Annotated in this window: 21 protein-coding genes; 10 read left to right on the top strand and 11 right to left on the bottom strand. The window is 69.1% G+C overall.

Going from position 1 to position 19,396, the window contains the following annotated elements:
- On the bottom strand, positions 1 to 467 hold a 467-nt coding region (locus QZ258_RS00085; RefSeq protein ID WP_294177876.1), incomplete at its 3' end, for a hemolysin III family protein.
- A gap of 72 nt (positions 468 to 539) precedes the next feature.
- Between QZ258_RS00085 and QZ258_RS00090 the strand changes: the two genes are divergently transcribed.
- From QZ258_RS00090 to QZ258_RS00100, 3 genes are all read left to right on the top strand, one after another.
- Positions 540 to 1,325: an isoprenyl transferase gene (locus tag QZ258_RS00090; protein WP_294177878.1), complete on the top strand. Its 786-nt coding sequence runs from the start codon at positions 540 to 542 to the stop codon at positions 1,323 to 1,325.
- A gap of 24 nt (positions 1,326 to 1,349) precedes the next feature.
- The gene (locus QZ258_RS00095) at positions 1,350 to 2,471 is read left to right on the top strand and encodes an aminotransferase class V-fold PLP-dependent enzyme (protein ID WP_294177880.1); all 1,122 of its coding nucleotides are present in this window, start codon (positions 1,350 to 1,352) and stop codon (positions 2,469 to 2,471) included.
- Positions 2,472 to 2,689: 218 nt separating this feature from the next.
- Positions 2,690 to 4,039 (top strand): PhoH family protein, encoded by a 1,350-nt coding sequence (locus QZ258_RS00100; RefSeq protein WP_294177882.1) that lies wholly within the window; start codon positions 2,690 to 2,692, stop codon positions 4,037 to 4,039.
- A gap of 23 nt (positions 4,040 to 4,062) precedes the next feature.
- On the opposite strand, the gene QZ258_RS00105 is transcribed toward QZ258_RS00100, so the two are convergent.
- From QZ258_RS00105 to xseA, 6 genes are all read right to left on the bottom strand, one after another.
- Positions 4,063 to 4,812: an endonuclease/exonuclease/phosphatase family protein gene (locus QZ258_RS00105; protein WP_294177884.1), complete on the bottom strand. Its 750-nt coding sequence runs from the start codon at positions 4,810 to 4,812 to the stop codon at positions 4,063 to 4,065.
- A gap of 70 nt (positions 4,813 to 4,882) precedes the next feature.
- On the bottom strand, positions 4,883 to 6,277 hold the full coding sequence (locus QZ258_RS00110; RefSeq protein ID WP_294177886.1) for an aspartate ammonia-lyase: 1,395 nt from the start codon (positions 6,275 to 6,277) through the stop codon (positions 4,883 to 4,885).
- A 47-nt stretch (positions 6,278 to 6,324) separates the two neighbouring features.
- Complete coding sequence (locus QZ258_RS00115; RefSeq protein ID WP_294177910.1) at positions 6,325 to 6,903, bottom strand: carbonic anhydrase; 579 nt, start codon at positions 6,901 to 6,903, stop codon at positions 6,325 to 6,327.
- Positions 6,904 to 6,941: 38 nt separating this feature from the next.
- Complete coding sequence (locus QZ258_RS00120) at positions 6,942 to 7,595, bottom strand: DUF4245 domain-containing protein (RefSeq protein ID WP_294177889.1); 654 nt, start codon at positions 7,593 to 7,595, stop codon at positions 6,942 to 6,944.
- Positions 7,592 to 7,819: an exodeoxyribonuclease VII small subunit gene (locus QZ258_RS00125; RefSeq protein WP_294177891.1), complete on the bottom strand. Its 228-nt coding sequence runs from the start codon at positions 7,817 to 7,819 to the stop codon at positions 7,592 to 7,594. The genes QZ258_RS00120 and QZ258_RS00125 overlap by 4 nt, the downstream gene beginning before the upstream one ends.
- Before the next feature lie 10 nt (positions 7,820 to 7,829).
- Positions 7,830 to 9,068, bottom strand: coding sequence for an exodeoxyribonuclease VII large subunit (gene xseA / locus QZ258_RS00130; protein WP_294177892.1), 1,239 nt, complete (start codon positions 9,066 to 9,068; stop codon positions 7,830 to 7,832).
- 138 nt (positions 9,069 to 9,206) lie between these two features.
- Here xseA and QZ258_RS00135 point away from each other — a divergent pair, with 138 nt between their 5' ends.
- Both QZ258_RS00135 and QZ258_RS00140 read left to right on the top strand, forming a co-directional pair.
- Positions 9,207 to 10,229: a 4-hydroxy-3-methylbut-2-enyl diphosphate reductase gene (locus tag QZ258_RS00135; protein ID WP_294177912.1), complete on the top strand. Its 1,023-nt coding sequence runs from the start codon at positions 9,207 to 9,209 to the stop codon at positions 10,227 to 10,229.
- Entirely contained in the window at positions 10,229 to 10,807 is a 579-nt protein-coding gene (locus tag QZ258_RS00140) for a DUF6264 family protein (protein ID WP_294177893.1), read from the top strand. Before QZ258_RS00135 ends, QZ258_RS00140 begins: the two co-directional genes overlap by 1 nt.
- Positions 10,808 to 10,861: 54 nt before the next feature.
- Here QZ258_RS00140 and fbaA read toward each other — a convergent pair whose 3' ends face one another.
- Positions 10,862 to 11,893 carry a class II fructose-bisphosphate aldolase gene (gene fbaA / locus QZ258_RS00145; RefSeq protein WP_294177894.1) on the bottom strand — a complete coding sequence of 344 codons (1,032 nt, stop codon included), beginning with the start codon at positions 11,891 to 11,893 and terminating at the stop codon, positions 10,862 to 10,864.
- 121 nt (positions 11,894 to 12,014) lie between these two features.
- Positions 12,015 to 12,449, bottom strand: coding sequence for an RbsD/FucU family protein (locus tag QZ258_RS00150; RefSeq protein ID WP_294177895.1), 435 nt, complete (start codon positions 12,447 to 12,449; stop codon positions 12,015 to 12,017).
- Between the two features lie 201 nt (positions 12,450 to 12,650).
- Between QZ258_RS00150 and glpX the strand changes: the two genes are divergently transcribed.
- Positions 12,651 to 13,646, top strand: coding sequence for a class II fructose-bisphosphatase (gene glpX / locus QZ258_RS00155; RefSeq protein ID WP_294177896.1), 996 nt, complete (start codon positions 12,651 to 12,653; stop codon positions 13,644 to 13,646).
- 3 nt (positions 13,647 to 13,649) lie between these two features.
- Here glpX and QZ258_RS00160 read toward each other — a convergent pair whose 3' ends face one another.
- A complete protein-coding gene (locus QZ258_RS00160; protein WP_294177898.1) occupies positions 13,650 to 14,987 on the bottom strand; it encodes a DNA recombination protein RmuC in 1,338 nt (445 codons plus the stop codon).
- Positions 14,988 to 15,373: 386 nt separating this feature from the next.
- Between QZ258_RS00160 and QZ258_RS00165 the strand changes: the two genes are divergently transcribed.
- The 3 genes from QZ258_RS00165 (at position 15,374) to QZ258_RS00175 (ending at position 18,272) form a co-directional block, all read left to right on the top strand.
- Positions 15,374 to 16,867, top strand: coding sequence for a CoA-acylating methylmalonate-semialdehyde dehydrogenase (locus tag QZ258_RS00165; protein WP_294177900.1), 1,494 nt, complete (start codon positions 15,374 to 15,376; stop codon positions 16,865 to 16,867).
- Between the two features lie 52 nt (positions 16,868 to 16,919).
- Positions 16,920 to 17,417 (top strand): hypothetical protein, encoded by a 498-nt coding sequence (locus tag QZ258_RS00170; protein ID WP_294177902.1) that lies wholly within the window; start codon positions 16,920 to 16,922, stop codon positions 17,415 to 17,417.
- 72 nt (positions 17,418 to 17,489) lie between these two features.
- A complete protein-coding gene (locus QZ258_RS00175) occupies positions 17,490 to 18,272 on the top strand; it encodes an SDR family NAD(P)-dependent oxidoreductase (protein WP_294177904.1) in 783 nt (260 codons plus the stop codon).
- Positions 18,273 to 18,314: 42 nt separating this feature from the next.
- Here the strand turns inward: QZ258_RS00175 and QZ258_RS00180 are convergent, their stop codons facing one another.
- Complete coding sequence (locus QZ258_RS00180) at positions 18,315 to 18,905, bottom strand: 3'-5' exonuclease (RefSeq protein ID WP_294177906.1); 591 nt, start codon at positions 18,903 to 18,905, stop codon at positions 18,315 to 18,317.
- A 69-nt stretch (positions 18,906 to 18,974) separates the two neighbouring features.
- Here QZ258_RS00180 and QZ258_RS00185 point away from each other — a divergent pair.
- Positions 18,975 to 19,396, top strand: a 422-nt coding sequence (locus tag QZ258_RS00185; protein WP_294177908.1) for a hypothetical protein, incomplete at its 3' end; no start/stop codon positions are given.

Consider the following 19,396-nt stretch of genomic DNA (forward strand, 5'->3'; position numbering starts at 1 on the left):
GCGATCCCGAGCAGCGCTCCCGTCCAGATGATCGCGAGCAGGATGACGCTCTTGGGGTAGGGCAGTGCGTTGATGGCGAGCGGCGTGTAGGTGCCCGCGATGAGCAGGAAGATGTTGGAGTGGTCGAGACGGCGGAACACGGCCTTGACGTTCGGGCTCCAGTTGAAACGGTGGTACACCGCCGAGATGCCAAACAGCAGGAGCGAGCTCGCCATGAACACCGCGGAGCTCCATTTGGCGGCCGCGCCGTCGGCGAGCACGATCAGCACAATGCCGGCCGCGATCGCGAGCGGGAAGGTGCCGGCGTGGATCCAGCCGCGCCAGGTCGGCTTCGCCTCCAACTGGTGCAGATCGGTCGCGTCGTCGAGCAGGGGGATGTTCGGCAGGTCGGTGCCGTCGCCGAGCGGCTTCGTCGCGGCCGCGAGCGCGGATTCGGGCTGTTTCGGGGTGCGGGATTCGCGGCTCATGCGGAAATCCTAGGACTTCGGCGCGGCCGCTGGCTGAGTGCCGGCCCGCGCCAGGTGGACTAACGTGGCGTCGTGACTGTGCGGCAGAGCAAGACCGGCCGAGGGTTCCTCTACGGCCTCTACATGCGGCGACTGCGTCGCCAGCTCGACGGCGCCGCCCCGCCTCACCACGTCGGCATGATCATCGATGGCAATCGCCGCTGGGCCCGCGAGCGGGCGCTGGAGACGGCCGCGCACGGGCATCGTGCCGGTGCCGAGAAGATGCGTGAGTTCCTCAGCTGGTGCGATGAGGCCGGCATCCGCGTGGTGACGATCTACCTGTTGTCGACCGACAACCTGTCCGGCCGTCCGGACGAGGAGCTGCATCAGCTCTTCGAGATCATCGGTGATCTCGCCAATGACCTCTCCCGCGCCGCCGATTGGCGCATCCAGCACGTCGGCACGAGTGAGGGCCTGCCCGAGACGCTCGCCGCCACGCTGCAGGCGGCGGAAGATCGCACCGCAGCGAACAGCGGTCTGCATGTCAACCTCGCCGTCGGCTACGGCGGCCGACGTGAGATTGCGGATGCCATGCGCAGCATCGTGCGCGCTCACGGCAAGAACGGCGGTAGCATCGATGACCTCGCCGAGCTACTCACGCCGGAGCTGATCGGCGACCACCTCTACACCCAGGGCCAGCCCGACCCGGACCTGATCATCCGCACCTCGGGCGAGCAGCGCCTGTCGGATTTCTTGTTGTGGCAGAGCGCGCACAGCGAGTTTTACTTCGTCGAAGCGCTCGGGCCGGACATGCGCGAGGTCGATTTTCTGCGAGCTCTTCGCAACTTCGCGACGCGCGAGCGGCGTTTTGGGCAATGATGGAGGGTTCCCCAAGGAGGCCCCATGAACATCGACGACTACGTCGGGCGCTTTGAGACCGAGCCGGGCTACCTCGACTTCGCGAATCTCGGCCCGATCGGCGCCGCCGTGCAGGACGAGCTCGCCGCGCACCTCGGGCTGCTGTCGCACGCGCGATTCGGAGCCTTCGAGGCGCTGCGCGCTCTCGATGTGCGGATGCGCGAGGCAGTCTCCGCTCTCGTGCACGTCCCCGCCGAGCAGGTCTCCGATCAGCCGAACACGAGCCAGGGCCTCATGCACGCGATGTTCGGAGTCACGGGCGGTGTTGCGCTCTCGCGTGCCGGCTACCCCGGCCTGACCTTCGCGGCGCAGCGTGCCGCCGACGCGCTGGGTGTGGTCACCCCGCGCTGGATCGACACGGATCACGGTCGCATCACCCCCGGGAACCTGCGCGAACAGCTCGATGGCTCGATCAGCGCGGTGGCGCTGAGCCTGGTGGACTACCGCACCGGCCACCTCGTCGACCTGGAGGGCATCCGTCAGGTCATCGGCGACCGACTGCTCATCGTCGACGCGATGCAGGGCTTCGGGGTCGTCGACGCGCCCTACGAGCTTGCCGATGTGGTCGTCGGCAGCGGACGCACGTGGGTGCGCGCAGGGTGGGGCACGGGCTTCATGGCGCTCAGCGAGCGGGCGATCGAGCGGCTGACGCCGGTCTGGACGGGGTTTGTCCCGAACGGAAACACGCTCGAGCATTCCGGCGAGGTGACACCGCCGCCGCGGAGTGCGCGTGCCTTCGGGGTGAGCGATCCGGATCCGCTCGCCCAGGCGCGGCTCTCGGCGGCGCTCGAGGAGATCGAGCGCGTGGGGGTTCCGGCGATCGGGGCAAAGGTGGCCGAAAACGTGTCGCGGCTCATCGATCTCGCCGACGAGTTCGCGCTGCCCGTGGTGTCGCCGCGGGCCGAGCACGAGCGCGCGGGCATCGTCGTGGTGGAGCCCGAGCCCGAGCACCTCACCGTCTTGGCGGCGGCGCTGCACAACCACGGCGTCAGCGCGGCGGTGGGTGGCGGGCGTGTGCGCCTGAGTGCGCACGCGACCACGAACGAGGAGACGCTCGCGATGGTCCGCTCGGCGTTTCTGTCGTTCTCGACTGCGATCCCGGGCTGAGCGAGCCGGGCCGGGCGCCGGGCGTCGGCGGAGCGTTCACCGGTTCGTAACACGTCCCGCGCGTGTCGAAACACGGCCGTCTCATGAACGGGCATAGCGTCGGAACATCAGACACGGCGTCTGATCGGAACGGCCACGTATAAGTTCGTTCCGCGAGTTTTGTGGCCGTTTCGCTCACAAGATCCAGGTGCCCCCGGGCGCTTGGGGATGGAGTGGATGTGCCCGCGCTCGACAACCCCCAGCACCAGCAGTTCACCGCAACGTCGCAGAAGCAGGGGGAGCGCACGTACGTGCTCGACACCTCCGTCCTGTTGAGCGACCCGAAGGCGATCTACCGCTTCGCGGAGCACGCCGTCGTCTTGCCGGTCGTCGTCGTCACCGAACTCGAGGCGAAACGCCACGATCCGGAGATCGGCTACTTCGCGCGGCAGGCCCTGCGGCTGCTCGACGAACTGCGCATCGAACACGAGCGCCTGGACTTCCCGATCGCGGTCGGACAGACCGGCGGTTCGATTCGGGTCGAGCTGAACCACTCGAACATGTCGGTGCTGCCCTCGGGGCTGCAGTTGAACGACAACGACTCCCGCATCCTCGCGGTCGCCTCCAACCTGGCCGCCGAGGGACTGCACGTCGTCGTGGTCTCCAAGGACCTCCCGCTGCGCGTGAAGGCGGCCTCGATCGGCCTCGCCGCCGAGGAGTACCGCGCCGAACTCGCGGTCGACTCCGGCTGGACCGGCATGGCCGAGATCGCCGTCTCGGGTGAGCAGATGGCCGACCTCTACGACGCCGACACGCTCACGACGAAGCTCGTCGCCGACATGCCCATCAATACCAACCTGGTCATCACCTCCGAGCGCGGCTCGGCGCTCGGTCGGGTGACGGGCGAGCGCGAGCTCAAGGTCGTCCGCGGCGACCAGGACGTCTTCGGGCTTCACGGCAGGAGCGCCGAACAGCGTCTCGCGATCGACATGCTGCTCGACCCGGAGATCGGGATCATCTCGCTCGGCGGAAGCGCCGGAACCGGCAAGAGCGCGCTTGCGCTGTGCGCGGGCCTGGAGGCGGTGCTGGAGAAACAGCAGCACCGCAAGATCATGGTGTTCCGCCCGCTCTACGCGGTCGGCGGCCAGGAGCTCGGCTACCTGCCCGGCGACAAGGACGAGAAGATGAACCCCTGGGGCCAGGCGGTCTTCGACACCCTGGGCGCCCTCGTCTCGGAGAACGTGCTGGAGGAGGTCGTTGAGCGGGGGATCCTGGAGGTGCTGCCGCTCACCCACATCCGCGGTCGGTCGCTGCACGACGCCTTCGTGATCGTCGACGAGGCACAGTCGCTTGAACGCAATGTGCTGCTCACGGTGCTCAGCCGGATCGGGCAGAACTCGCGCGTCGTGCTTACGCATGACGTGGCGCAGCGCGACAACCTGCGTGTGGGGCGCCACGACGGTGTCGCGAGCGTCATCGAAACGCTCAAGGGCCACCCGCTCTTCGCCCACATCACGCTGACCCGCAGCGAACGCAGCGCGATCGCGGCGCTTGTGACCGAACTGCTGGAGGGCAACGCGGTCGCCTGACCGCGGCGCGGTTCCGTTCGGCTCTAACGGGCCGAGCGGAACCAGCCGTTGGCGCGGCCCCGTGGCTGAGGCCTGGCCGCGCGAATCACGTGCTGCTCGTTGCTCTCCGGCAGCTTCGAGGTCACCAGAATCGCCATATGGTCGGAGGCGCCCTGCGGAAGCGTCGTGACGCTGTCGATCGAGAGCCGGGCCGAGGTGGCGAAGTCGAAGTGCCCACGGAAGAACTTGTACCGGGTGTAGGTCAGCGAATCGCTCAGCGACAGGTCGTAGCCGGACTTGGCGATGCGGTTGCTCAGCGAGTTCTTGAACAGCGGATAGTTGTAGTCGCCCACCATGAGGTGCGGAAGCTCCGGCCCGAGCTCTTCAATCTGCGCGTGCGCGGCCGCGATCTGCGCGCGCCGCAAGGAGTTCAGCGCCGTGAGCGGTGCCGCGTGGAACGACGCGACAATGAACTCGCGCCCCGAGTCGGTGTCGAGCATGCGACTGGCCAGCAACCGTTCGGCGGCCGGGCGTGCGACGCGGTCGTGCAGCGACTTCTTCAGCGCGAAGGCCTGGGAGGCCTGCGCCTCGAAGCGGTCGCGCCGATGGTAGATCGCGAGCCCCAGCCGGTTGCGCTGCGTCGCGTCGGCCAGGTGCATCGGTCCCAGCTCGTCGGGCAGGGCCAGCGTGTCGGCCTCCTGCAGACAGAGGAAGTCGAGATCCAGGGCCTCGGCAAGCTCGACGAGCTCGCCACTCGCCTTGTGCTTTTCGAGGTTGTAGCTGAGAGTCCTCACGCTCTCAAACTACGCCCGTTGCGCGCGGTGTGACGACATCCGCACGTCACATTGAGAGATCTCGGGGTGATCACCCGGGGTGGGTCATGCTGAGCACGTCGAGCGCCGCATCGAGCTGCTCGAGCGTGAGCTCGCCGCGCTCCACAAAGCCGAGGTCGAGTGTCGCTTCGCGCACCGTGATGCCCTGCGCGACCGAGTGCTTGGCGATCTTCGCCGCGTTCTCGTAGCCGATGAACTTGTTGAGCGGCGTCACGATCGAGGGCGACATGCCGGCGAGCGCGGCGGCCCGGTCGAGGTTGGCCTCGAGCCCGTCGACCGTCTTGTCGGCGAGCACGCGCGTCGAGTTGGCGAGCAGGCGGCTGGACTCGAGCAGCGCCGTTCCCATCACCGGGATGGCGACATTGAGTTCGAAGCTCCCGGAGGCGCCGGCCCAGGCGATCGTCGCATCGTTGCCGATGACGCGCGCGGCGACCATGAGCACCGCCTCGGGGATGACCGGGTTGACCTTGCCGGGCATGATCGAGGAGCCGGGCTGCAGGTCGGGGATCGCGAGCTCGCCGAGACCCGTGTTCGGGCCCGAACCCATCCAGCGCAGATCGTTGCAGATCTTGGTGAGGCTCACCGCGATGACGCGCAGTGCCCCGGAGGCCTCGACGAGGCCGTCGCGGGCCCCCTGCGCCTCGAAGTGATCGAGCGCCTCGGTGATCGGCAGTTCGCTCGAACTCGCGAGCTCCGCGATCACCTTCTGCGAGAAGCCGGCCGGGGAGTTGATGCCGGTGCCGGTCGCGGTGCCGCCGAGCGGCACCTCGGCGACGCGCGGCAGCGCCGACTGCACGCGCTCGATGCCGAGCCGGATCTGGCGGGCGTAGCCGCCGAACTCCTGGCCGAGCGTGACCGGGGTGGCATCCATCAGGTGGGTTCGGCCGGGCTTGACGGCCGTCTTCCAGAGCTCCGCCTTCGCCTCCAGGGAGACGGCGAGGTGATCGAGCGCGGGGATCAGCTCGGTGAGCAGCGCGCCCGTGACGGCCAGGTGCACCGAAGTCGGGAACACGTCGTTCGACGACTGCGACATGTTGACGTGGTCGTTGGGGTGCACGGGCGAGCCGAGCTTGGTGGTCGCGAGGGTGGCGAGCACCTCGTTCATGTTCATGTTCGAGCTCGTGCCCGAGCCGGTCTGGTAGGTGTCGACCGGGAAGTGCTCGTGGTGCTGGCCCTCGATGATCTCGTCGGCGGCCGCCACGATGGCGCCCGAGATGCCCTCATCGAGGTTGCCGAGAGAGTGGTTCACGATCGCGGCGGCACGCTTGATGCGCGCGAGCGCCACGATCTGCGCGGGCTCCAGACCGGCGCCTGAGATCGGGAAGTTCTCGACGGCGCGCTGGGTCTGCGCGCGGTACAGAGCGGACGCGGGAACCCGCACCTCGCCCATCGTGTCGTGCTCGATGCGGAACTCTTCGTTGGTCACGGCGGTGTGCTGCCTTTCGGGCTCGCGGATTCGGTCTGCGGTGGCGTCTAGGCGGGATCGATCGATCCCACGACGAATGCCGCGTCGACGCGGCCCTCATCGAGTCGGTAGTTCGCACCGACCACGGCCAGCGTACCGGCGGCGATGGCGTCGGAGATGAGTTCGGAGTCGGCCACCAGGCCCGCAACGGTGTTGTTGAGATGCTCGCGGCCGATGTTTTCGGCATCGCGCGACTCGACGGCGCGCACGGCGCGGCGAATCGGGGCGATGTGTCCGGCGATGTGCGGCGGAATCGGGCCGGACTCCGGGTTGTCGAGATCGATTGCGGCCTGCACGGCGCCACAGGCGTCGTGTGCGAGCACGACGATGAGAGAACAGCCGAGCACGGCGACGGCGTACTCAAGCGAGGCGATCACCGAGGCGGAGACGACCTGGCCGGCGTTGCGCACGACGAAGAGGTCGCCGAGGCCCTTGTCGAAGATAATCTCGGCCGCGAGGCGCGAATCGCTGCACCCGAACAGGGCCGCATTCGGGGCCTGGCCGCCTGCGAGGTCGGTGCGGTGCTCGGCGTCTTGGCGCGGGTGCAACGGCGTGCCGGCGACGAAGCGCTCGTTGCCGCGCGCCATTTCGCGCCACACCTGTGCGGGGGTTCGTCGTTCGTTCGTCACGGGAGGACCTCCTTGCCGATGGCTTGCGCCAGGATTGCGAATTCGGTGTCGGCGGCGGTGCCGCTCACCACAATGGTCGAGCCGTCGATCTCGGTCACGAGCGCGAACTCCACGTTGCCCGGGTCATCGACGTCGCGACGGTCGTAGCTCGTCCAGTCGAGGCCGCCGAGGCGAACGCTGGGTCCGGCTGGCGCGTCGAGCACCTGGTCGGCGATCCACGAGGGGTTCGCGTCGATGCCCTGCGTGATCGCGAGGTACTGGGTTTCGGCGGTGACGAATCCGAGCTCCCAACGGATCACCCCGTCGGCGGTCTCGGTCGCGAGCCGCGCGCGGTTGGCGTACCACTCGGCGGGGACGATCGGTGCGACGAGCGGCTCGTCGACAGCGGGCTGCGCGTCGGCGGCGGCGGCCAGGTAGTCGACCGGTTGCTGCGTCGGGCCCGCGTCGGGGCGCACGACGACCAGCACCAGGAAGGCGACGATGCCAAATGAGGCGAGCAGCGCGAAGATCAGGCTGAACACGGAGCGGTTGCCGCGGTGGCGCGCCGTCGCGGCGGCCTTGCGCGCGGCCGTCTCTTCGGGTGTCTCGGCGCGGCCGAGCTCGGCGACGATGGGCCTGCCTTGCTCGTCGTGGGTGGGGAACTTGCTCACGAGGTGGCGTCCTCGACCGCGGCACGGGCCTGGTCGAGCCGCGCCTTCGCGCCGAGCAGCCATTCTTCGCAGCGGCGCGCGAGCGCTTCGCCGCGTTCCCACAGGGCGAGCGACTCCTCGAGCGTCGCGGAGCCCTGCTCCAGCTCGGTCACGACACGAACGAGTTCGTCGCGCGCCTGCTCGTAGCTCAGCGCGGCGACGTCCGGGGGAGAAGTGTCGGCCACGACTCCCACTCTAATCGCGGGTGGCGGCCTCGACCGCCGCAGGATCGACGGTCGTGGAGACGCGGCCGTCGGAGAGGGTCAGCACGAGACGATCTCCGGGAGCGGCATCGTCGGCCACGCGCAGGATCGCGCCATCCGCGCGCTGCGCGATCGCATAGCCGCGCTCCAGGGTGCGCTTCGGCGAGAGCGCCCGCAGCTGGCCGACGAGCTCCGCCGTGCGCAGCTCGGCCCGCTCGATTCGGTAGTCCATCAGCTCGGCGCCCCGCGCCACCCACCGCGTCAGCTCTTCGGCGCGCGAGTCGACGAGGGTGCGCGGGTCGGCGAGCACCGGCCGCGAGCGCAGCTGCGAGATGCGGTCGATCTCGTGCGTGATGAGTCCGGTCACCCGCATGGCGATCCGCGCGCGGGCCTGCTGTACGCGCGCGAGTTCTTCCGCCACGTCGGGCACGACGCGCTTTGCGGCATCGGTCGGGGTCGAGGCGCGCAGGTCGGCGACCTCATCGAGCAGCGGTCGGTCGGCCTCATGGCCGATCGCGCTCACCAACGGCGTCACGCAGGCTGCGGCGGTGCGGACCAGCTGCTCATCGCTGAACACCAGCAGATTCTGGAAGTCGCCGCCGCCGCGCGCGACGATGATGACGTCGATCTCGGGATCGGCATCCAGGGTTCGGATCGCCGCCGCGACCTCGCCGGCCGCCCGATCGCCCTGAACGGCCGCGTGCACGACGCGGAAGCGCACCTCGGGCCAGCGCAGTTGGGCGTTGCGCAGCACGTCCTTCTCGGCGTCGGAATCCTTGCCGGTCACCATCCCGATGCACTGCGGCAGAAACGGCAGGCGCACCTTGCGGTCGACGGCGAACAAACCCTCGGCAGCGAGCTTCGTGCGCAGCTTCTCGAGGCGTTCCAACAGGTCGCCGAGACCCACATGCCGCAGCTCGTAGACCTGCATCGTGAGCGTGCCGCCCTTGACCCAGAAGTTCGGCTTCACGAGTGCGATCACGCGATCACCTTGCGCAAAGTCAGACGTTAGCTTGGCCCTCGTCGACGACCACACCGTGAAGCTCACGGTGGCATCGATCCCGAGGTCTTTGAGCTTGCCGTAGACGTTGCCGCCGGAGACGCCCCACTGGGTGATCTCGCCCTCGACCCACACCGTGCCGAGTCGGTCGATGTAGCCCTTCAGCTCGTGGGAGAGCCGGGCGACGGGCCACGGGGCTTCGGCGGTCGCGGGGGCGGTCGGATCGGACATTGCCGCCAGGGTACCGCCCGCGGGCGACGCCGACCGGGGTCTCCCCAGGCGGGGGGCAACTCGCCCCCGTAGAATCGGGGCGTGTCTTCCATCACGAACGGCGCGCTCGGCGTCACCCTCGAGCCACCCCGCGAACGCGTGCGGCGTGAACCGCTGCCCAATCTGAACGTCGCGGGCACCAAGCGCGTTCTGCTCGCCGCCCCGCGCGGGTACTGCGCTGGCGTCGACCGCGCCGTGATCGCCGTCGAGAAGGCACTGGATCACTTCGGCGCCCCCGTGTACGTGCGCAAGCAGATCGTGCACAACGTGCACGTCGTGAGTGAACTCGAGCAGCGCGGTGCCATCTTCGTCGACGAGGTCGACGAAGTCCCGGAGGGATCGCACCTCGTCTTCAGCGCCCATGGCGTGTCGCCGATGGTCGTGCAGGCCGCCGCGGATCGCAACCTGGAGGCGATCGATGCGACGTGCCCGCTCGTCACGAAGGTGCACCGCGAGGCGACGCGCTTCGCCGGCCAGAACAAGCAGATCCTGCTCATCGGTCACGCCGGCCACGAAGAGGTCGAGGGCACGATGGGCCACGCGCCCGAGAGTACGATCCTGGTCGGCACGCCGGACGATGCCGACACGATTCAGGTGGATGACCCGGACAACCTGGTCTGGATCTCGCAGACCACGCTGAGCGTCGACGAGACGATGGAGACGGTGCGCCGTCTCCGCGTTCGCTTCCCCAACCTGCAGGATCCGCCGAGCGACGACATCTGCTACGCGACCCAGAACCGTCAGGTCGCGATCAAGAAGGTCGCGCCCGGTGCGGATCTGGTGATCATCGTCGGCAGCGCGAACAGCTCCAATTCGGTGCGCCTGGTGGAGGTCGCGCTCGAACACGGGGCGAAGGCCGCCTACCGCATCGACTACGCCGACGAGATGCGTGCCGAATGGTTCGAGGGCGTCGCCTCGGTGGGCGTCTCCAGCGGCGCGAGCGTGCCCGAGGTCCTGGTGGCCGAGGTGCTCGAAGACCTGGCCGCGGCCGGGTTCGACACCGTCGAGGAAGTGCGCACGGCCGAGGAAGACCTCATGTTCTCGCTCCCCAAGGAGCTGCGCACCGCGCCGAGCGGCGAGAAGGACGCGCGGGGCCTCGGCGGTCGCGCGCGCACCAGCTGATGAGCGACACTCCCGAGACGCCTGACGCCCGCCCCGCGCCGCAGTACGGCGAGTACGCGACGCCGGAAGAAGTGGCGCGGATCACCGGCCGGCCCGCCCCGGGAAGCGAGCCCGCGCCCGCAAGCCCGCCGCCCGTTCCCGCTGAGCGGGCCCGCGACTGGCCGAGCGAGGAGCGGGCCCCACGGCCACCGCTGCGCTGGGATCCGCCGGTCACGATCGCCCTGCTTCTGCTCGGCCTGTGGAACGTGATCTCGGCGATTCCCTCGTTCTGGAATCTGGACCGCGACCTGGCGCAATCCTTCGCGGCGATGCCGAGCGACCTCGGGGTCGATCTGAGTGATGTGCAGCTGGGCGAGCCCACGCTGCTGGTCGGTCGCATCCTGCTCGGGGTGTGGGTCGTGCTGTTCCTGATCTCGCTCGGCGTCTCGGTCAGCCGCCTTCGTGCCCGCCGTCGCGCGTTCTGGATCCCGATCGTCGCCAGCGTTGTTGCGATGATCGCGGTGGTCGTCGCAATCACGGTGATCATGTTCATCGAACCGGGACTCGCCGCGGTGTTTGACCCGGCGACGGGCGCTTAAGAACCGAAACGGACGCCCCCAAGGGGACGCCCGTTTCGATCGGGTCGGACGCGACTAGCGCGAGATCGCGTGTCCCGCGGAGCCGAGCTGACGCGTCGCCTCCATGACGCGCGCGGCCATCGCCGTTTCGGCGAGCTTGCCCCAGGCACGCGGGTCGTAGACCTTCTTGTTGCCCACCTCGCCGTCGACCTTGAGCACGCCGTCGTAGTTCTTGAACATGGTGTCGGCGATCGAGCGCGTGAACGCGTACTGCGTGTCGGTGTCGATGTTCATCTTGATGACGCCGTTGGCGACCGCCTCGGCGATCTCCGCATCCGTTGAACCGGATCCGCCGTGGAAGACCAGGTCGAGCGGCTTCGGGCCGGTGCCGTACTTGGCCGCGATGGCGGCCTGGATTTCGCCGAGCAGTTCGGGGCGGAGCTTGACGCCGCCCGGCTTGTAGACGCCGTGCACGTTGCCGAAGGTGAGCGCCGCGATGTAGCGGCCCTGGTCGCCGAGGCCGAGCGCCTCGACCGCCGCGGTCACATCGCCGAGGGTCGTGTAGAGGGCCTCGTTGCTGCCCTCGTGCTGCACGCCGTCCTCTTCGCCGCCGACGACGCCGATCTCGACCTCGAGGATCGAGTTGATCGCCTTCATGCGGGGAAGCAGGTCCTGCGCGATCTTGAGGTTCTCGTCCAGCGGCACCGCGGATCCGTCCCACATGTGGCTCTGGAAGATCGGGTTGCCGCCGGCCTTGACCTGCTCTTCCGAGGCCGCGATGAGCGGCTCGACGAAGCCGCCGAGGGCGTCCTTCGGGCAGTGGTCGGTGTGCAGGGCGACCGTGATCGGGTAGTTCTTGGCGACCTCGGTGGCGAACGCGGCGAAGGCGAGGGCGCCCGAGGCGCGCGCCTTTACGGTCTGGCCGGCGAAGTAGTCGGCGCCACCGGTCGTGACCTGGATGATGCCGTCGGATCCGGCTTCGGTGAGGCCTTGGAGGACGGAGTTGATGGTCGAGGACGACGACACGTTGATCGCGGGGAAGGCGAAGCCCTTCGCCTTGGCGGTGTCGAGCATCTCGGCGTACTGTTCCGGCGTTGCGACAGGCATGGTGGGTTCTCCTCGTGCGGGGCCGGCGTTGGTGGGTTCCGGCTCGCCTCGAGTCTATTGACCGCGGTCGGGCGCGCGCGAACCCGGGACCGGTCACCGGCGCCGCAGAGCTCGATCCGACTCACTCGGGGAAGATGACGCCCTTGTGCAGGATCATGCAGCCCCACGGCCGCGGGTCGAGCGTGTGCACGACGGCGTAGGCGTCGCGGGCCCGTCGATAGAACTCGAGGCGCGGGATCACGCCCCACTCGAGGTCGCTCGGATGGGTGGAGCGAGCCGTGGCGAGCACGGCATCGTGCGCGGGTGTCGTCAGGTTCGGGTCTTCCTCGACCTCCATCCGCTCCAGCGGGTGGGTGATGAAGGAGTCCAGCGGAAACACCCCGAGGATCGTCGCGATCGCCTCGTCGACGCCGACCCGGCCGAGTCGGTGCACGGGGCGCCCGGTCGCCGCCGCCGGGTAGTTCGAGTCGACGACCACGAGTTGATCGCCGTGCCCCATCTGGTCGAGGGTGCGCAGCAGCTCGCCGTCGAGCAGCGGGTCGATTCCTTTGAGCATCGGTGCTCCTTTCCTGTGTGGATCTGAGACCACACTCTCGTTCATGCTCCCAGGTTGCCTCGCCGAGGCGCCCCAGCGCTCTCGGCCCGCCGGCGCGCTGGGGCGTCGCAGACGCGGTGGACGCGGCCCGGTAGGCTGGATCTGCGCGCTGCCACCATCGCGCATCCCCGCCCGCACTCGACGTCAGAAAATGGATGCCCCATGGTGACCACCGAAACCGGAACCCTGTTCCTCCACCCCGACCGCAACCTCGCGATGGAGTTGGTGCGCGCGACGGAGGCCGCCGCGATCCGCGCGACGCCGTTCATCGGCCACGGCGACAAGCTGGGCGCCGACGGCGCGGCCGTGGATGCGATGCGCAAGTTCCTCGGCACCGTCAACTTCGCCGGCACCGTCGTCATCGGCGAGGGTGAGAAGGACCAGGCCCCGATGCTGTTCAACGGGGAGGTCGTCGGCAACGGCCGCGGCCCGGCCTGTGACATCGCGGTCGACCCGATCGACGGAACCTCGCTCACCGCCTCCGGTCGACGCAACGCCATCTCGATGATCGCCGCCGCCGACCGCGGCGCGATGCTGGATGCGTCAAGCGTCTTCTACATGGACAAGATTGTGGGCGGCCCCGAGGCGATCGGTGTCGTCGACATTCGTCAGACGGTCGCCGAGAATGTGCGCGCGATTGCGAAGGCCAAGGGCAAGAGCGTCGCCGAGATTCAGGTCGGCGTGCTCGACCGTCCGCGTCACGAGGGGCTGATTGCCGAGATCCGCGCCGCGGGTGCCGGCACGCGACTTCTGCTCGACGGCGACGTCGCGGGCGGCATCGACGCCGCGAGCTACGGCGGACGTCTCGACCTCTGCATCGGCGTCGGAGGCAGCCCGGAGGGTGTCGCGACGGCGTGCGCGATCAAGGCGCTCGGCGGTCTGATCCAGACCCGTATGGCGCCGCTCGACGACGACGAGAAGCAGCGCGGCCTCGACGCCGGGCTCAAGTTCGACTACGTCTACGAGGCCGACGAGCTCGTCAAGGGCGACAACACCTTCTTCGTCGCGACGGGCGTCACCGACGGCAACCTGGTCGCCGGGGTGCGCCGCATGGGACCGATTATCCGCACCGAGTCGATCGTGTTGCGCGCCCGGTCCGGCACGATCCGTCGCATCACGGCCGACCACCTGGTTGAGAAGTGGCTCGACGAGGACTGAGCCTCAGTCCTCCCGCTCGGCGCCGCCCTCGCTCACCGTGTCTTCCTCCCGGTCAAGAAGTTCGTCGACCAGTTCGACCGCGCTGAGCTGCTTCGGCCGGTCTTCGACGACCTTTGGCTCGCCGAGCACCTTCGACTCGTCGAGGGCGTCGAGCTTGCGCGCCGTCACCAGCACTCGTGACTCGAGCGAAGACGCGAAGTTGTTGTAGCTGGTCACCGTCGCGTCGATCGAGCGACGCAGCTTTTCGGCGTGCTCGGCGAGGGTCGCCAACCGACCGTAGAGCTCGCGGCTCAGGTCGAACAGCCGTTTGGCGTCTTCGGTGAGCACGTCCTGCTGCCAGGTGAAGGCGACCGTCTTGAGCACCGCCCAGAAGCTGACCGGGCTCGCAAGGGCGATCCGCTTGCCGAAGGCGTACTCGAGCAGGGTCGGGTCGGCATCGAGCGCGGTCGAGAGCAACGACTCGTTGGGGATGAACGCGATCGTGAACTCGGGGCTCGATTCCAGCCCTGACCAGTAGGTCTTGGCCGAGAGGGCATCGACGTGGTTTTTGACCTGCTTGGCATGCTGGGCGAGCAGGTCGCGGCGCCGCGCCTCCTGCTCGGGGCCGGCGGCGGCGGGGATCGCGGCCGACTCGATGTAGGCGTTGTAGGGCACCTTCGAGTCGACGGCGATCGACTTGCCGCCCGGCAGATTCAGCACCATGTCAGGTCGCCGGGCTCCGGACTCCGAGGTGATGCTCGCCTGGGTCGTGAAGTCGACTCGGTTCAGCAGCCCGGCGGATTCGACCAGCGTGCGCAGCTGCGTCTCGCCCCAGACCCCGCGGGTGGCGTTGTTGCGCAGGGCGCTCGCCAGCTGTTCGGCGGTGGCGCGCAGCCGCTCCTCCGACTCGGCGGCGGTCTTCAGCTGCTGGCTCAGCTCGCCGTGCTGCTGTGAGCGCTGCGTCTCGAGCTCGGTCACCTTGGCCTGCATCGTGCGAAGCGTCTCCTGCACCGGGGTGAGAGCCTGCAGCACCTTGCTCTCGGCCTTCGCGTGCTCTTCGCGCTCGCGGCGCTCGATCTCGGTGCGGGTGACGAACTCGCGATACTGATCCTGCTGGGCTGCGACCTGCTCGCGCAGCCCCGCCGCGGTCGCCTGCACGCGCGCCAGCTCGGAGCTGAGTTCGGCGCGAAGCGACGCCTCCTGGGTGCGCAGGTCGGCGAGCGCGGCCTGGTGCCGCGCTTCGACCACGCCGCGCGCCTCACGCGCGGCCGTGGCTCGAGCTCGCGTCACGAGCACCCCGATGAGCACACCGACCGCGACGCCGAGTAGCAGGCCGAGAAGCAGGGCGATGATCGGATCCATGTGCCCATGGTGGCACCCGGTGCCGACACCCGCCTCGGCATCGCAAACTCGGAGAATCCGGCCTGACGTCCACGAGTCGTGGACATCGGCCCTGCGTCTCCGACTTTGCGGGGCAACGCGGGCCGGAAGCGCCGCGCGGCCTCCGGCATCCGGCCTCGCGTCGCTCATTGCAAAGTCGGAGATTCCGGCCGGTTGTCCACGTCCCGTGGGCAGCACCCCCGGATCTCCGAGTTTGCGCAGGGGAAGTGCGGGGATGCGCAGGGGAGGCGCGGCGGCGGCACCGGAGCAGGGCCCGCGGTGGGCGAGTCGTCGGCGGAGGCGCCGCGCGCCCGGAGGAAACCTGAGAGATAAATGTTCGGGAAATGTTCCGGGCGTAGGCTCACGGCATGAGCACGAACATCCTGGATCACTGGGTTTCCGGCGCCGCATTCACCGGCGAATCGACGCGCACGGCCCCCGTCTACAACCCGGCGCGCGGCATCGTCCAGAAGGACGTGCGGCTTGCCTCCACCGCCGACGTCGATGTCGCCGTTCAGGCCGCTAAGGCGGCCCTCCCCGCCTGGTCCGAAGCGAGCTGGGCCAAGCGCCAGCAGGTCCTCTTCGCCTTCCGCGAGATCGTCAACGCGCGCAAGGGCGACCTCGCCGCGATTCTGACGAGCGAGCACGGCAAGGTCACCTCCGACGCGCTCGGCGAGATCGCGCGCGGGCTCGAGGTCATCGAGTTCGCCTGCGGCATCCCGCACCTGGCGAAGGGCGAGTTCAGCCAGAACGTGTCGACCGGGGTCGACGTCTACTCGGTGCACGAGCCGGTCGGTGTGGTGGGCATCATCAGCCCGTTCAACTTCCCGGCGATGGTGCCGATGTGGTTCTTCCCGATCGCGATCGCACTCGGCAACACGGTGGTGCTGAAGCCGAGCGAGAAGGACCCGTCGGCCGCGATCTGGATGGCCGAGGCGCTGAAAGAGGCGGGCCTGCCGGACGGCGTCTTCAACGTCATGCACGGTGACAAGGAGAGCGTGGATGCCCTGCTCACCCACCACGACATCGCCGCGATCAGCTTCGTGGGTTCGACTCCCATCGCGAAGTACATCTACGAGACGGCCTCCGCGAACGGCAAGCGCGTCCAGGCTCTCGGCGGGGCGAAGAACCACATGCTGGTGCTGCCCGACGCCGACCTGGATCTCGTCGCCGACTCGGCGGTGAACGCAGGCTTCGGTTCGGCGGGCGAACGCTGCATGGCGATCTCGGTCGTCGTGGCGGTCGAACCGATCGCCGATGATCTGATCGCGAAGGTCAGCGAACGCATGTCGACCCTGAAGGTGGGCGACGGCACACGTGGTTGCGACATGGGTCCGCTGATCACGAAGGAGCACCGCGACAAGGTCGCCGGCTACCTCGAGGTGGCGACCGCCGACGGCGCCGAGATCGTCGTCGATGGGCGTGGCATCGAGGTCGACGGCGAGGCCGACGGCTTCTGGCTCGGCCCGACCCTGGTCGACAAGGTTCCGACCGACTCGAAGGTCTACACCGACGAGATCTTCGGCCCGGTGCTGAGCGTCGTGCGTGTCTCCTCCTACGAGGAGGGCCTCGCGCTCATCAACGCGAGCCGCTACGGCAACGGCACGGCGATCTTCACCAACGACGGCGGTGCCGCGCGGCGCTTCCAGCGCGAGGTGACGGTCGGCATGGTGGGCATCAACGTGCCGATTCCGGTGCCGGTGGGCTACTTCTCCTTCGGCGGCTGGAAGGATTCGCTGTTCGGCGACACCAAGGCGTACGGGCCGGACGCGATCCACTTCTTCACCCGCCAGAAGGCCATCACCAGCCGCTGGCTCGACCCGAGCCACGGCGGCATCAACCTGGGCTTCCCGCAGAACTGAGGCGCGCGCCGCGCCCGGGTCGAGGCCGCGGGCGCGGCGTACGCTCTTCGGCGTGCCCGTTTCTTCCCGCGCCGCCGCAGCGGATGCGCTGCGCGCCGCCGTCGAGCGGCTCGCGGCAGCCGGTGCCAGAACCGAGCTCCGCGTCGACCTCGTCCGCGGCCGGGGGATTCGGCGCGGCTCCTGGCGCATGGTCGCCCAGGGCCCGGTCTGGCGGCTCGGCGCGCTGTGTCTTGATGAGACCGGAGCGCTGTTCGCAACCGGCCGGGCGCTGGTCGTGGCACCGCCCACGCATCCGAACTTCCGGTCGAACCTGGCGCTCGAGCGCAATGAGTTGCAGCGACTCGCGGCGCGCGCAGGGATAGCTTCGGGGCAGACCATCATCGTCGATGCGCGACCGCTCGATCTCGCGACGGAACACCTCGCACCACCGCTGAACGCAACGCCAGACGGGGTCGGGGTGCTCTGGGCGACCGGGGCGAACCCCGCGCCGCTCGGCGCGTATCTCACGGAGCGAGTCGAACTGCACCTTGCTGCTCAGGATGCGGACTGACCGTCTCGGGTTCGGCGGGGCATCCGCTAGCGTGACCGACGAGCGGCCGCCGCGTCGCCGCGAGGAGGACACGTGGTCGAGAACCTGGTTGAGCCGTGGGTCGGCAGCAGCGCCGTTGTCACCGGTGGGGGCACCGGAGTCGGCGCCGAGGTGTGCCGCGGACTGGTGGCGCGTGGGGCGACCCGCATCGCGATCGTGTATTCGCGCTCAGCGGCGGATGCCGACGCCCTCGCCGCCGAGCTGTCGAGCGACGCGGTCGATGCATTCGCAATCCAGGCGGATGTCGGCGACGACCCGGCCGTGCGCGCGCTGTTCGCCGAGATCACCGAACGCTGGGGCGAACTGGACTACCTCGTCAACAACGCGGGAGCGACGAGGCTCGTTCCGTTCGCCGAGCTTGACGCCGTCACGGAGGAGGACTGGAACACCGTCTTCGACGTCAACATCAAGGGAGCCTTCTTCTGCGCTCGCGCGGCGGCGCCGCTTCTTCGCGCGCGGTCGGGCGCGATCGTCAACGTCTCGTCGGTCGCCGCCTACGCCGCGATGGGGTCCTCGATTCCGTACGGGGTCAGCAAGGCGGGTCTGCTGCAGTTGACCCGGAGTCTCGCCCGCGTTCTCGCTCCTGAGGTCCGCGTCAATGCGGTGTCGCCGGGTGCCATCCAGTCGCGCTGGTTGGAGGATCTGATGGGGGCCGAGAAGGCGCAGGCGTTCAAGGACAGCGAGGCCGCCGACACTCCGCTCGGGCGCGTGGCGGAGGCGGCCGAGGTGGCGGACGCCGTGCTGTCGATGCTTGCCGTGCGCTTCGTGACCGGCGAGGACGTCATCGTCGACGGCGGGAAGCACACGCGATACTGACGAGAGCGGATGCGCGGGTCGACGCCCAGCCGATGGCGGCGGCTAGGAGGACGTGGCCGCCGCGACCGGGGCCATGATGCCGAGTCGTGCTCCGGAGAGCGTTGCGAGTTCGTCGAGGCTTGCCGCCCCGTGGCGTGCGGCCGCGTGAATCATGATCGCCGCGCACGCCTCCGCATCGGCGAGGGCCTCGTGGTGGGAGAAGTCCTCGAAGCCGGCCGCCAGGGCGACGCTCGGCAGGCGGTACGAGTCGAGGTGGTAGGTGCGCCGCGCGACCTGCAGGCTGCAGAGGTAACGCAGTTCGGGCACCGCGAGGCCGGTGGCCTCGCATCCGCCGCGGATCACGCCGATGTCGAAGCCCGCGTTGTGGGCCACCAGGTCGTCGCCGTCGGCGAAGGAGAGCAGGTCATCCAGTTGTTCGACCCAGCCGGGGGCCCCGGCGACCATGGCGGCCGTGATGCCGTGGATCGTGATGTTCCATGGCGCGAAGCTGTCGTGCCCGGCGGGCGGGCGGATGAGCCAGCCGGCCTTGTCGACGACGCGGCCGCCGCGCACTTTGACCAGGCCGACCGAACAGGCGCTGGCGCGTGAACCGTTGGCCGTCTCGAAGTCGATTGCGGTGAAGTCCAGCGGCACGTCTCGACTCTCGCACGCACCGCCGACCTCGTCCGGTGAGCGCGCCGAAAACCGGCGAGAATGGGAGCGATGGCCTTCTTCCGCAAGCGTGCGCCACGCCGAATCATCGGGCGCTACCGGGCACCGGCGCCGACGCCGCGGCCGCCGCTCGCGACCCTGGTCGACGAGGCGCGCATGGTCGCGCACTCGGCCGTACGCATGGCGGTCAAGAACCGCGTCATCGTGACGGCGGCCGGGGAGCGGCGCGACTTCGACCCCGCGCAGCTGAGGGCATTCGCGCGGGAATCCCTTGAGCAGTTGGCGCAGCAGCAGCGCGCGGCCGCCGAGTACGGGCGCGGCGGCGACCACGACATCCGGCGCGGTCCGGTGCTTGCGGGGCTTGCGACAGCGCTCGAGGCGGATGCCGTTGACCGCGACCTCCTGGAGCGGATCGTCGAGCAGGCTCGCGACGCGGCGTGGTCCGAGCTCTCCTCGTCGCTACACGCGCGGCT

This window comes from uncultured Schumannella sp., from assembly GCF_905479755.1.
GTDB lineage: Bacteria > Actinomycetota > Actinomycetes > Actinomycetales > Microbacteriaceae > DCRR01.

Bases quoted from the DNA above. Each gene is read 5' to 3' on its own strand.
- glpX (WP_294177896.1), top strand. From the start codon at position 12,651: ATGGTGACCACCGAAACCGGAACCCTGTTCCTCCACCCCGACCGCAAC.
- QZ258_RS00150 (WP_294177895.1), bottom strand. From the start codon at position 12,449: ATGCTCAAAGGAATCGACCCGCTGCTCGACGGCGAGCTGCTGCGCACC.
- QZ258_RS00160 (WP_294177898.1), bottom strand. From the start codon at position 14,987: ATGGATCCGATCATCGCCCTGCTTCTCGGCCTGCTACTCGGCGTCGCG.
- QZ258_RS00140 (WP_294177893.1), top strand. From the start codon at position 10,229: ATGAGCGACACTCCCGAGACGCCTGACGCCCGCCCCGCGCCGCAGTAC.
- QZ258_RS00095 (WP_294177880.1), top strand. From the start codon at position 1,350: ATGAACATCGACGACTACGTCGGGCGCTTTGAGACCGAGCCGGGCTAC.
- QZ258_RS00115 (WP_294177910.1), bottom strand. From the start codon at position 6,903: ATGGCGCGCGGCAACGAGCGCTTCGTCGCCGGCACGCCGTTGCACCCG.
- xseA (WP_294177892.1), bottom strand. From the start codon at position 9,068: ATGTCCGATCCGACCGCCCCCGCGACCGCCGAAGCCCCGTGGCCCGTC.
- QZ258_RS00165 (WP_294177900.1), top strand. From the start codon at position 15,374: ATGAGCACGAACATCCTGGATCACTGGGTTTCCGGCGCCGCATTCACC.
- fbaA (WP_294177894.1), bottom strand. From the start codon at position 11,893: ATGCCTGTCGCAACGCCGGAACAGTACGCCGAGATGCTCGACACCGCC.